The sequence below is a fragment of the Achromobacter sp. ESBL13 genome (genome assembly GCF_036668755.1).
GTDB lineage: Bacteria > Pseudomonadota > Gammaproteobacteria > Burkholderiales > Burkholderiaceae_B > Achromobacter.
The window spans coordinates 242433-254900 of sequence record NZ_JAZEVT010000005.1 but is presented as its reverse complement, the minus strand read 5'-3'; the positions used below and the strand labels follow the sequence as shown (position 1 = coordinate 254900).

Below are 12468 nucleotides of genomic sequence, written 5' to 3'. Positions count from 1 at the left end.
CTGAGTTCAGGCCGAGCTCCAGGTCGGTTTGTCCGGCCGGGGCAGCGCCGGAAAACCGCCTTCGCCCAGCTGGCTTTGGACGGCGTCGGCGCCGTACCGGATCAAATCCGCGTCACGTTCGATGCCTAGCTTGCGCATGGCGCTGCGCTTTTGCGAACTGACGGTCTGCACGCTGCGATGCGACATCTGCGAGATTTCAGTCACGGTGGCGCCCGCACAGAACAGGCGCACGATCTCGGCTTCGCGCTTGGTCAGCCGCGCCCGCCCCAGCACAAACGCCTGGTTGACGATCATTTCCTTGATGGTGGGCGAGTAGTAGGTTTTGCCCTGGTACATGGCATGCACGGCATTGATGATGTGGCTGGTGGAATCCGATTTGCTCAGTACGCATAGATTCTCGTAAGCCAGCAGGGCGCGGATCAGCGTGGGGTTGTCGATCATGGTCAGCACCGCAACGCGTAGCGCGGGGTAGCGACGCCGCAACAGCGCGATCAAGCCCAGGCCGTCGCCGTATTTGCCGCCGGGCATGGTGTAGTCCGACACGACCACATCGCAATGCTGGGTTTCAAGCCGCGCGACCAGATCGGTGGAGTTTTCGGCGCACCCGATGACATCGATGGCCGGGTCCAGCCCCAATTCATAGCTGACCCCCAGCGCCACGGCGGGGTGGTCGTCGGCGACGATCACGCGAATGTATCGTGATGACATTGCTGCATTTCCCTCTTCCACATCGGGAGCCCCCGGGCAACATATTGCCTTGCACGCGGGAATAGCGCCCGACGCAAGCAAGTTCTTTTTTTCATCGGCAGATTTGCATGGGTGTACGCCGTGTGAAGCCACTATATCGATAGACCGATATAGTGCTGCCGTACAGCCAATAAGAGAATAGGAATACTACGAAAGTACCCGATGCGCAACGTTCCGGCGCATGACTCGGACGCATCCCCATCACTACGGGCCAGGTTTCGCGATTATCGTCGTCTGATGCAGCGGTGAAACAGGCACAGTCAGCAAGCCCATGAACAAAAACAACAACGAAGACCCTGCGCGACGCGCAAGCCCAAACGGCGTATCGCCCAGCACCAACGGTGGTCGCGCGCCCGTTGCCTCCAGTACGGCGCAACTGCGCCATGAACGCCGTGTCCGCACCATCACGGACTTGACCGGGGCCGACCCCGCTCGCATCCGCGCCCTGGCCCACGCGTTTGTCAAGGCCAACGACATCGACATGCTGCGCCTTTGCGAGCTGCAAGCACGCGATGACAGAGCCGCATTACGCCACCTTGCCCATCGCATCAAGGGCGCGGCGCAGATGACGGGTGACACGCAATTGAGCCGGCTCTGTTCCGTGCTAAGCGAAGCCTGCGCGGCACCACGCGGCCATGTCCTATCGTTGGACGGTATCGTCGAACAGCTAAGCGATGCCCTGTTGGAATTTGGCGCATCGTGCCAACGCATGGCCATGCAAGTCCCGGCGCCCTGATGCCCCGATGCACCCGACGCGCCAGATGCCCCACGGGCATCGACAGCGTCGCGCGAAGGCGGCGCGCGGGCACTCGGTATTAGTACTTGTCACATGAGGAATTCATAGTCCTCATAAAGCTTGAGCGCGTCGCCGTTCGTATAGTGGTTCGATGCTGCACGTACCCACTTTGGCGATCGTTGCCGCTTTGTCCGCGGCATGGCTTTGCGGACATTCGGCTCACGCGCAAATTCCCGACGCCGGTCGTTCCATTCGCGATCTGGAACTGACCATCCCGGCCCCGCCGCCGGCCGCCCCGGCGCCCCGACTGAAATTCCCAAGCGACCCGTCCAGCGCAGCCCCTCCGTCCGAATCAGCCACCGAATCAGCCACCGGATCAGCCGCTGAATCCGGCGACGTCACCACCCTGTTGGTGCATGCCTTCCAACTGGACGGCAACCAGGTATACGATGACGCGACGTTGCAGGCGCTGCTGGTTGACGTGATCGGAACGCATCAGGACCTGGACGGGCTGCGCGCGGCCGCCGCCCGCCTCTCCGGCTACTACCACGCACACGGCTACCTGCTTGCTCGGGCCTACCTGCCCCCGCAGCAGATCGACGGGGGCGTCGTGCGCATACGCGTCATGGAGGGCCTGTACGGCCAGGTCCTCCTGAACAATACGTCCCGCACGCGCGACGGTGCGTTACGCCCCATCCTGGACGCCTTGCCCCCCGGCACGGCCGTGCACGGCGGCGATCTGGACGGCGCGTTGCTGCGGCTTAACGACTTGCCCGGCGTCGTTGCCACCGGCACCTTGCGTGCCGGCGCCGTCACGGGCGCGACCGACCTGATCGTCAACGCGCAGCCCGGCCCCTGGATCGCCGGCAGCATCGACGCCGACAACTATGGTGGCGTCTACACCGGCGAATACCGCTTGAGCGCGGCCGCCAACATCAACAGCCCCTTGGGCCTGGGCGACCAGTTCGACATACGCCTTTTGTCCAGCGACCGCCGGCAGCGCTATTACCACCTTGATTTCCAGGTGCCCGTTGGCCCCTGGTCCACCCGCATCGGCGCGGGTGCGTCGAACATGCGCTACGAGCTGGGCCGCGAGTTCGCCGCGCTAGAGGCGCACGGCCAGGCGCAGAACACCAACGCCTATCTGCGCCAGACTTTGCTGCGCGGCCGCGATGCCAATGTCCACGCCACGCTCCAGTACGAACACAAGCGCCTGCGCGACGACTACGACTACTTCGATCTGTCGCGCTCGCAGCGCATCGGCCTGTGGACGGCCGCGGTCAATGGCAGCTTCAACGACACCTTATGGGGCGGCGCCAGCAACGGCGTCAGCCTGGCGGTGTCGCGCGGAAATCTGCGCTTTGGCGACGACGCCCAACGGCGCGACGATCGCTACGTCAAGCATGCCGGCGGCGGCTTCGGGGTGTTCAACCTTGGCATGAGCCGGCTGCAACGCATTTCGGGCCCGGTTCAATTCTTCGCCCGCATGCGCTCGCAATGGTCCAGCAAGAATCTGGACAGCGCCGAGAAATTCAGCCTGGGCGGCCCCTATGGCGTGCGCGCCTACGCGCCGGGCGCCGCCAGCGGCGACCAAGGCTGGCAGGCCACGGGCGAACTGCGCTACCTGCCGCTGCCCGGCTTGCAATTCTCGGCCTTCGTCGACACGGGCTCCGTCCAAATCAACAAACGCGCCTGGACCGCGGAACCCAACCGGCAATCGTTAAGCGCCTTCGGCGTGGGCGTGGCCCATGGCGGCGCCCAGCATCTCGTCAATGTCAGCGCCGCGTGGCCCTGGCGCCAAGGCAGCGGCGCCGCAAGAACCGACCGTCAACCCCAATTTTGGGTGCAAGCCACCCGCTACTTCTGAGTCTTAACCACCCGCTACGCGGTGCGCCACAAGTGCGCCGCGTAGCACTTTCCCCGAGGAAAACATGAACAAGACTTTTGCATTGGTGTGGAGCGCATCACGCGGCGGCTGGGTTGCCGTCAGTGAAGGCGCGCGCCGACGCGGCAAATCGCCGGGCGCATTGCGTCGAATTGCGGTCGGGGCGGCGCTGATGGGTGTTGTTGGCGTCATCCATGCTCAGGATTTCCCGAAGGATGGGGTGGTCAAACTCGGCGCCGTCGACATTACGATGGATGCCGACAAGAAGACCATGCGGGTCAATCAAAAGACCGACAAGCTGATTATCGATTGGCAACGCTTTGACGTGGGCTCCGACAAGCACCTGATCTTCAACCAGCCTGGCCGAGAGTCCGTCGTGCTGAACAAGGTGCTAAGCAAACTCTACAGCGACATCCGGGGAGAGATCAGCGCCAACGGCAGCGTATTTTTGATCAACCCCAACGGGGTCGTGTTCGGCCAATCATCGCGGGTAAACGTAGGCAGCCTGCTTGCCTCGACCAAACCAGTCAGCCATGACGATTTTCTTGGCGGCGGCCCGATGCAACTGATCGGTATAGGCAACGCCGCAATCACCCACTTGGGCTCGATCGTCGCCCATGGTGGCGGCAGCGTCATCCTGGTCGCCGACAGTATCACAAGCTACGGCAGCATCCAGGCGGACATGGGCAGCGTTGCGCTGGCGTCGGGCAAGACGATTACCCTGTCTTTGGCCGGCAATTCGTTGATCGACCTGCAAGTGGAAGGGGCCACCTTGGACCCCTTGATAGAAAGCACCGGCTTGCTTCGCGCGCATGGCGGGCAGGTACTGCTCAAGGGGCCGGCCAAAGATGCCATGTCGTCCCTCGTTGTGAATAACCTTGGCGTAATCGAGGCCAACTCGCTAGACGGAAAAACCGGCCGCATCGTTCTGGACGGCGGCGACTTCGGCCGTGTCATGGTGGCCGGACGCCTGACCGCGACGGGCGGGGACACCATGGCGGGTGGCACGGTATCCATCGCCGGAAAATCCCCCGCGCTGGATGCCTTCGTCGACATCGACACGCGCGGGGCACCCGGACGGACGGGCATGCTGTCGATAGCGGCCCACGACGTGAACGTCGCTTGGGGCAACACGGAAGCCGGCGCTACGTTGTCCACCAGCATGCTGAGCAAACGGCTGGCGACCAGCAACGTTTCGCTGATCGGCACATACGGCAACGTCACGATCAACGCGCCCGTGCACTGGAATGGCTCCACCTCGCTGACCTTGCAAGCCGCCCGGCACGTGGACTTCAATGCCCCGGTGACCGCCGTGGGAGACGGTGCGGGCCTGGCCGCCAAGACGCAAAGCGGCGACCTTAACATCAACGCCCGCATGGCGCTGACGGGCGACAACGCGGCGCTGGCCCTGATTGCAAGATCAAACCTCGAACTGAACAATGGCGTTGTCATCGAACTGAGCGGCAAGGGCGCCACCTACGAAAACCGCGATGGTCGCTATACCGTCATCAACGACATGAGCCAGTGGGAAACCATGAACCAGGACTTGGCCGGGCGCTATGCGCTGGGCAAGAGCCTGGAGGCGGACGGGCGAGTGGCCAGCATCGGCGGCGACCACGACGTCTTTACCGGCAAATTTGAGGGCATGGGCCATACCTTGAGCAAGTTCGAGGTCAACGCCGACAACCATGCGGGCCTGTTCGCCCAGTCTTCAGGCGACATTCGCAACCTGAACCTGGAGGACATCTCCGTGACCACGGCTAAAGGCGCGCAATCGGCCGACAAGGCCGCCGGCGCGCTGGTCGGCACCAATTCCGGAACCATCACAAACGTGCACGCGACGGGATCGCGCATGACCGACCTGGGCGCGGGCATCGGCGCGGTCGGCGGTTTGATCGGGCGCAGCAATGGCGGCACGATCGATCGATCAAGCGTCATGGCTTCAACACTGCGGGCCACGGGCGGACGCGTGGGCGGCATGATCGGCGACAACAACGGAGGCTTCATCAGCGACTCGGTGGCCAATGTCACCGTGCAGGTATCGGGCAACGTCCACGCCGGTGGCTTTGCCGGTTACAACGACGCGGCCGGTACGCTCTACAACGTGCAGGCACGCGGCTCGGTCACCCATAGCGGCGAATCGGGCAATGGTCACTTTGGTGGCCTGGTCGGCGCCAACCAGGCGACTATCGCCGGGTCCGCCGCCTACGGCCGGGTTCAAGTGCAAAGCGGCTCGGCTTTTTCCGTGGGCGGGTTGGCCGGATACAACGGCGGGATGATCGACAACGCCGCCGCATACGGCCACACCAGCGGGGGCGATCACAGCGCCGTCGGCGGGGCCGTGGGCTACAACAACGGGACACTGGCCCATACCGAGGCCAGGGGCAATGTCTCCGGGCGCGATCGGGGCGACGTGGGAGGCTTGGTCGGTGTGAATCGCGGCAGTATTGAACAGGCCGTGGCGCACGGCACCGTACGCGCAGAATATAAGAGCCGGATAGGCGGGCTGGTGGGCCGCAACCTGGTGACCGCCGAAATCATGGACAGCGCCGCGCATGGCGACATCAGCGGGGGGCTGCACGTCACGATGGGCGGGCTGGCTGGTGTGAACGAAGGCCTGATCCACCAGTCGCATGCACGCAATAGCGTGAATTACTGGTGGGGCCAGTGGTTGCTGCAAACGCGCGGCGCCGTGGTGGGCCGCAACACCGGTACGGTGTGGTAAGGCGCGATGGCGACCTGGCGCCACGACGCTATGTTGCCATGACGCCATGACGAAGGTGGCGCAATCCGACAGGACTGCGCCACCTTTTTTCCGGGGAACGATGCGTGGCTTTACACCCTGAAGCGATACCTAGGGAAATTCGAACGTGAACTCGGCGGCGGCGTTCGCTACGCCCCCCTGCACGTCGTCGCGGTCGCGCGCCGTGCGGATGTAGCGGGCGGCCAACGACAGTTGCGCGCTACCGTCCATCAACGTCATGGCATAGTCGGGCCCATACGCACCGCCGACGGGCCCAAACCGCACGCGTCGGTCTTGCGCGTCAACCACGATGACGCCAATGCCCCGAGCCGGTCTTTCGGCCTTGCCACTGGGGCCGTGCAGCGCCAGGACTGTATCGGTGCCGGGCACGAGGCCGCTCTTGGCCCGGAACTTAACCTGCGGCCTCGCCAGGGCGCTGCACTTGTTCAGCCGGATGTTGAAGGGCTTAGGCGCGGCTGTCGCTCCTTCGAAGGGAAAGTCCGCGACAAAAGCCGGGGGCATGTCGACCCGGATGTCCTGATGCGCGCCGGCGTCGCACTGGTGCTTGATGACGATGCCTGGCACCGTACCCCCCAAGCCTATCTCCAGGATCTGACTGCCCTGGTACACCGCCATCATCGAGCACAGCGTCAGTCCCGGAGGAATCGTCTGGGGCGGGGGTTGCCAGGTTGGCGGGCGAATGCCGACCTGACCCGGCGCGGTGGCTCCGGCGCGATTCGTGAATATTTGAAGGACCAACGCAGTACTGGGGGCTACCCCCGTTACGTTCAAGTCGCGAGGCAGATCCTCCGGCCTTGCCATCAACACCAACTGCTGAATAAACGGCATGTATTGCATACCGCCCAGCCCGCCGACGCCCACGGTAAGGTCGGCCGCGTCAATGATCAAAGAGACGCGCTCCAACTCGATGACGGTGTCGCGAAACATCATTCTCATGCCTATGCCGGCCACATTGGTAGCGACAATGCCCCGAGCCAAAAAAGTAGGATTGCGCCACATCGCGGCGGTGAACAGTTTGTGTTTTTCCGTCATGCCAGGCAGCGTTGCCACCCTGAATGAGATGGCCAGCGGCGCCTCCCTTTCGTACAGCACCTGGTGCATTTGCGACTGAGTGGTCAAAGGTTCCATTTGTCGCCACCCTTGGCCGAGTAAAATGTTGTTCTTACATTCCGCTGCCGCAATCACAGCGTCGGCGCCCCACGCCCATCGCGGCACCGCGCATGTCGCCAGGAGGCCCGCTAACGCCATCACGGCGCCCCGTCCTGTCCGGCGCCACCGGCGGCTCCATCGTCCATTGTGCATATCGGTCTCCCTGCCCCGCCCTACCGCCCGGCTGGCATTGGTGTTGGTGTTGGTGTTGGTGTTGGTGTTGGTTTACTGAAGGCCCAGCGGCCGCGTGCCTTCAATGATGTCGCCGTCATCGTTGGCGGCCTGATACCGCAATGCGCCCTTGCCGGCCCTTGGCGTTTCCCCCTTGGGCAACGGGAACCGCGTGCGGGATAGCGGTGCAACGGTCAGCCCCATCAGCGTGATGAACGTGCCGGGCTTTTCCTTGGCGTCCAGCTCCAGCCGCGCCAGCGACACCACATACGGTGCCGCGTTGAAAGCCTCGATTTCGTGATCCGCTGCGTGATACGTCCACGCGACGTTTGCGATGGCGTCAAGGGCAGAACCCGGCAGCCCCTCCGGCCGGTACAGCACTTTCATGCGGAGCCGATACGAGAGCTGAAGCAGGTTGTTCTGCACGGGATCCCTGGCAGGGACTTCCAGGAAGTTGATCCAGAACACGGATTCGCGGTCTTGGGGCAGACGTTCGCCCGTGTATCGCAACAACAGGCTCGCACGCTGCCCCGCGTCCAGCCGGTACACCGGCGGCGTCAACAGGAATGGCACGGTTTGCAGGCTGGGGTCCGAGGTGAAGTCGCCGGTGTCCAGCCAGCTTTGCACCAGGACCGGATGCTGGCCGATATTGGCGGTGTGCAAGGTCAGTGACTGCTGCGTGGCCGGGTAGATGAAGCGCGTGCCGGTCACGATCAGGTCCGCGTACGCCACGCGATGGCACACCATGGTCAAGGCCGCCGTCAGGGCAAGGGCAAGGGCAAGGCCAAACGCCCGCACCAATCGCCAGCGGCTCCATGCGCGCTGCCGGATCATCGAAGCGTCAGCGGCCCGACGCCGCCTTGCGGTGAAATGGACTTCGGATCGGCTTGCGCCGCTGGCACGCATTCCCGCTCCAGAATGTCGTACGCGCTGTCGCCCCGCAACGCGCGGTCAGGCAATGCGTAGTCGACAAAACAACGCTCGCCGTCGCCCTCTCCCCATTCGACGCGTACCGTGCCACGGTCTTTTTCCGCGCGCATGACGATGCGGCTTCCCTGCCCCACCGCGCCCACTGCCACGCCGGTTTCCGGGTCGATGACCTCGGCGCCAAACGGCAAGGGGGACCCGTCGGCCAGCTTACCCACGATAAGCACCTGGCGGGCGCGCAGTGTCGGGTAGACCAGCTTGATGATTGCCCCGGCTCGGGGCGCGACGTTCAGCGAGCTTGCCTTGAGTTCGATGTCTACGGGCAGGTCCGCCGGGTCCACGTCCACCGAGTTCAAGCGATACGGGCTCAAGCTGCCCACCACCGCGTAGCCGCTGGCGTCCACACGGTTGACGCCGTATCCCACCCGCATGCCCTGCGCATCCTTGGCATGGACCAACGCCACCGTTTCGCCCAGGGTTTGTGCCAACGTCAGCCCGCCACTGTGCAAGACCATGGCGCCCATGGCGTTCAACGATGCCTGGCGATACCCCCGGCCCTGTCCCACGCTGGCCGCCACCGAGCCTTGCGGAAAGTCGTAACCCAGGCCCGCGTCCGCCGATTTGGCATTGGTGCGGCCGTTGTGCGACGCCGATACGGAATACGAGCCTGCGCCCTCATCATCCAACGCGCCGCTGACGCTGGAGGAAACGCGCGCGCCCTCGCGGCTGTCGGCGGTGTAGACGGCGCTGACTCGCGTTGCGCGCGATGACGTCGCCCGGCCAAGCGGGATGGATACGTTAAGCGTCATCTGCGTGCTTTTGACGCTGCCGCCGCCCCAATAGTCCGAGCCCACGCCGTGGACGCGTTGCAGCGCAATGGAATAAGACACGTCGTTCCAGTCGTTGTTGTAGCCCACGGAAAAGTTCATGTCGTTGCCGGCCTGCTTCCAATAGTTGGCCGTGGACGCCGACGCGTACAGGCTGCCCCAACGGCCGCCCAGGCTTTGGCTGACGTTCAGGTCGAAGCGGCTGCGCATGCCGCCGTCGTTCTGGTAGCGCGTGTTCTGCGGCAGATTGCCCAGCGCCACCGCGTCTCGCAAGCCCAGGTAGCCGCTGGTCGAATAGCGGTAGGCCAATAATGAAAAGTTGGTGCCGCTGTTGGGCAGGTCGCGGCTGTAGGTCAGCCGGTAGCTGGCCCCGGCGCGCGACTCTTGCGATGGCAGGTTCGCGCGCGCGCCCGTCACGTCAAACGCGAAGGCGCCTATCGAGGTGCCCATCGCGGCGCCCAGCAGTGCGGACCCATAGTGGTCGGTAAACGCCAGCCCGCCGTAGCCGGTCACCGCGTCACCCACGCCGCGCTTTAGCGTGCCTTGCAACACGTACCGCGAACTGCCGCGCAAGCCCGGGTCGGCGGCGCGGCCGGCCGTTACGCTGTATTGCGTCACGCCAGGGCGCAACAGCTGCACGATGGTGGCAAACGGCACCACAAAGCTGCGCAGGCTGCCATCGGCCTCTGTCACGCGCACGTCCAGGTCGCCACCATAGCTGGCGGCGCGCACGTCCTCGATGGCGAACGGGCCGGGCGCCACGGTGGTCTCGTAGATAAGAAAGCCGCGCTGGTACACGGACACCTTGGCGTTGCTGTTGGCCGTGCCCCGCACGATGGGCGCGTAATAGCGCATCGTCTCGGGCAGCATGCGGTCGTCGCTGCCCAGCTGCATGCCCCGGAACGATACGGCGTCGAACAGTTCGCCGCTGGTTGAGCTTTCACCCACCAGCAACTGCGATTTCCAGGTCGGGATATCGGTCTGCAAATAATAGGAACTGGCTTGATAGCGCGCGCCGCTGGTCTGCGACCAGGACGCCGACCCCGTGTGGCGCAGGCGCACCGCGCCCAGGTTCAGCCCGGCGTTGATACCGGCGTAACCACGCGTCATGCGGCGGCCATTGCTTTCGGTGGTGAATACGTTGGTGTTGTAGTTCAGCCGTGCGGCCGTGATGCCACTGTCCCACTGCGACGGGTCCACGTAGCGGTTTGACGCCGCCAGCCGTTGGAGATACTCGGGATACGTCACGTACAGGGCCAGCTGCGCCATATCGACCCGGATCTTTGCGCCGGGCACATACTGGCCCAAGTCGTCGCAGGCAAGCACCTCGGGCAGCGGCTCAACGCCGTCCGCGCGCGACACCTTGCCCAGATCCAGCCCGCCCCTTTCCAGCATCAGCGCGTCATAGCAGGGCACCGCGCTGTCGTGGCCCGGCACATTGCGAAACTCGACGTCGTCGACACCGCGCCATTGGCCATTGAAATACAAGTCCAGGCGGTGCATGCCGGGTTCCGCGAAGTTCACGCGCTGGAAGCGACGCGTGTCTATCGTGGCGCCGCCCACTTCCTGCATCAGCATGTAGGGGTCGAAGATCGCGATTTCGTCTTGCCCCGATGCGCAGCCGCCCCACACGCAGGCGGCGGCCAGCAGGCAGCAGCGCGCCCGCCTTGCAGGCCGGATACGTCGTCGTCCCCTAAAGGGAGCAAAAGCGGAATGGCGCACGGATGCCCGCGCAATTCGAACGTTGATCAAACCAGGAAGACTCCACCGACAGGGCCAGGAAGAAACTCAGTCAAGCAATTGCTTGTTGAGTGCACGCCGCCCGCCGAAGTCGTTGATGGCTTCGTACTGGACGGTGGATAGACCTTTTTGCAAGCCCGTAGCACCCTGGGCAAGCGGAAAGTTGGTTGTTGCGAATGGCGCGACCATGCCGTTATCCACGGCAATCGTCTTGCCACCCGACACCAGCCCGACACGCGCAAACGACACATGAAACGGCGTGGGGTTGGTGACTTCAAGCTGGCGTTTTCCACCCGCGCCGCCGACTAGTTTCCAGGTCAGCTTGTCGGGCGCCATCGCGGCCTCGTCGGGCAGCGTGGCGGGCCGGAAGAAAATCTTGATGCGCGTGTGAAAGGAAAATTGCAGCACATTGACGGCGGCTGGATCACGCGGTGGCGTTTCCACGACGTTCAGATAAAACAGGGATTCGCGGTCGGACGGCAACGGCTCTTTGGTGTAGCTAATGCGGATGTTCGCAGCGCTGTTGGGCTCAATTCGCATGATCGGCGGCGTCAACACGAACGGCAGGCGCAAATCGGCGGGCAGCACGCCTTCCTTGCCGTCGTCGACCCAGTTTTGCGCCAGCACGGGGCTTGCCCCGTTGTTGCGGACAATCATGATGGCATCGCGCGCGTCGGACTTGATGACCAGGCGAGTGCCTTGCAAAACCAATGCGGCCTGGGCGGGAACCGCCCAGGCGCACAGGACCAAAGCGAGCGATAGCCCGCGCGTGAACGCATGGCGGGCAAGCGCCCCGATGATCGTTTTCATTGCTGTCGCCGAGCTTAGTTGTAGCGCAGCGTGTAGGTGACGAACGAATCGCCGTCGCCCATGCCGACCGCGGTGGCGGCGGGATCCTGTGCCACATATTTGGCCGAGTAATACAGGATGGCCTGATTGTTCTTGACCTCGGCGACTTGCGGGTTGGGGTCGGTGATGCCCAGCCGGATCGGCGCGATATTGACCGGGGCGTCGCTGCGATTGTTGCGGATCTGAATCTGCACGCCGGCGGCCGGGGTTGCGCCCACCAGCTTCAGGTTGCCCGTGACCTTGTCGACGTTCGGGTGGTTGGCATGGAATTGCAGCCGCACCTTGGTGTCGTTGGTGCAGTCGGCAGAGCCGTGCACCTTGATCTGGAAGTCGCGTTCTGGCGCGGACCCGTTCACAACGTCCTTCGGGTTGACGGTGCCGAACGAAGGCACCTCGGTAACGCCATTGGCGCCACCCGCGCTGCCTTCGACGTCGCACGTCACGTCGCTGATCGTGCCAAAGAAATTGACGGTACCGCCGGCGGCAAAGCTGGCGCCCGGAGCAAACGCGGCGAGCAGCAAGCCGGAGGCGGCAAGGGATGTCACGATACTGCGCTTCATGCGTATTCCTTTTGTGAAGATGAATTTGGCGGCTGAAAAGGCGGCGCGACGATCCATTCGAATGGGGGATACGCCACGCACGCAATATGCCGCCGAAGCCTTGATGACTGCCA

9 protein-coding genes are annotated in these 12468 nt (G+C 63.9%); 3 read left to right on the top strand and 6 right to left on the bottom strand.

Annotation, left to right across the window (positions count from 1 at the left end):
- Positions 1 to 6 precede the first annotated feature (6 nt).
- Positions 7 to 708, bottom strand: coding sequence for a response regulator (locus V6F88_RS20220; protein ID WP_046806004.1), 702 nt, complete (start codon positions 706 to 708; stop codon positions 7 to 9).
- A gap of 310 nt (positions 709 to 1018) precedes the next feature.
- On the opposite strand from V6F88_RS20220, the gene V6F88_RS20215 reads away from it, so the two are divergent.
- From V6F88_RS20215 to V6F88_RS20205, 3 genes are all read left to right on the top strand, one after another.
- Complete coding sequence (locus V6F88_RS20215; RefSeq protein ID WP_332611755.1) at positions 1019 to 1483, top strand: Hpt domain-containing protein; 465 nt, start codon at positions 1019 to 1021, stop codon at positions 1481 to 1483.
- Positions 1484 to 1634: 151 nt separating this feature from the next.
- On the top strand, positions 1635 to 3350 hold the full coding sequence (locus tag V6F88_RS20210; protein ID WP_332611754.1) for a ShlB/FhaC/HecB family hemolysin secretion/activation protein: 1716 nt from the start codon (positions 1635 to 1637) through the stop codon (positions 3348 to 3350).
- Between the two features lie 64 nt (positions 3351 to 3414).
- Positions 3415 to 6093: a two-partner secretion domain-containing protein gene (locus V6F88_RS20205; RefSeq protein WP_332611753.1), complete on the top strand. Its 2679-nt coding sequence runs from the start codon at positions 3415 to 3417 to the stop codon at positions 6091 to 6093.
- 129 nt (positions 6094 to 6222) lie between these two features.
- Here V6F88_RS20205 and V6F88_RS20200 read toward each other — a convergent pair whose 3' ends face one another.
- The 5 genes from V6F88_RS20200 to V6F88_RS20180 all read right to left on the bottom strand — a co-directional run bounded on the left by V6F88_RS20200 (position 6223) and on the right by V6F88_RS20180 (position 12355).
- Positions 6223 to 7260 carry a fimbrial protein gene (locus V6F88_RS20200; RefSeq protein ID WP_332611752.1) on the bottom strand — a complete coding sequence of 346 codons (1038 nt, stop codon included), beginning with the start codon at positions 7258 to 7260 and terminating at the stop codon, positions 6223 to 6225.
- 246 nt (positions 7261 to 7506) lie between these two features.
- Complete coding sequence (locus V6F88_RS20195) at positions 7507 to 8286, bottom strand: fimbria/pilus periplasmic chaperone (RefSeq protein ID WP_332611750.1); 780 nt, start codon at positions 8284 to 8286, stop codon at positions 7507 to 7509.
- Positions 8283 to 10958 carry a fimbria/pilus outer membrane usher protein gene (locus tag V6F88_RS20190; protein WP_332611748.1) on the bottom strand — a complete coding sequence of 892 codons (2676 nt, stop codon included), beginning with the start codon at positions 10956 to 10958 and terminating at the stop codon, positions 8283 to 8285. Before V6F88_RS20190 ends, V6F88_RS20195 begins: the two co-directional genes overlap by 4 nt.
- A 36-nt stretch (positions 10959 to 10994) precedes the next feature.
- Positions 10995 to 11756: a fimbrial biogenesis chaperone gene (locus V6F88_RS20185; protein ID WP_332611747.1), complete on the bottom strand. Its 762-nt coding sequence runs from the start codon at positions 11754 to 11756 to the stop codon at positions 10995 to 10997.
- Between the two features lie 14 nt (positions 11757 to 11770).
- Entirely contained in the window at positions 11771 to 12355 is a 585-nt protein-coding gene (locus V6F88_RS20180; RefSeq protein WP_332611746.1) for a fimbrial protein, read from the bottom strand.
- Between the last annotated feature and the right edge of the window lie 113 nt (positions 12356 to 12468).

What these genes read in the sequence shown, in the direction of transcription:
- V6F88_RS20205 (WP_332611753.1), top strand. Translation starts at nt 3,415, where the DNA reads ATGAACAAGACTTTTGCATTGGTGTGGAGCGCATCACGCGGCGGCTGG.
- V6F88_RS20180 (WP_332611746.1), bottom strand. Translation starts at nt 12,355, where the DNA reads ATGAAGCGCAGTATCGTGACATCCCTTGCCGCCTCCGGCTTGCTGCTC.
- V6F88_RS20200 (WP_332611752.1), bottom strand. Translation starts at nt 7,260, where the DNA reads ATGGAACCTTTGACCACTCAGTCGCAAATGCACCAGGTGCTGTACGAA.
- V6F88_RS20210 (WP_332611754.1), top strand. Translation starts at nt 1,635, where the DNA reads ATGCTGCACGTACCCACTTTGGCGATCGTTGCCGCTTTGTCCGCGGCA.
- V6F88_RS20220 (WP_046806004.1), bottom strand. Translation starts at nt 708, where the DNA reads ATGTCATCACGATACATTCGCGTGATCGTCGCCGACGACCACCCCGCC.
- V6F88_RS20195 (WP_332611750.1), bottom strand. Translation starts at nt 8,286, where the DNA reads ATGATCCGGCAGCGCGCATGGAGCCGCTGGCGATTGGTGCGGGCGTTT.
- V6F88_RS20185 (WP_332611747.1), bottom strand. Translation starts at nt 11,756, where the DNA reads ATGAAAACGATCATCGGGGCGCTTGCCCGCCATGCGTTCACGCGCGGG.
- V6F88_RS20215 (WP_332611755.1), top strand. Translation starts at nt 1,019, where the DNA reads ATGAACAAAAACAACAACGAAGACCCTGCGCGACGCGCAAGCCCAAAC.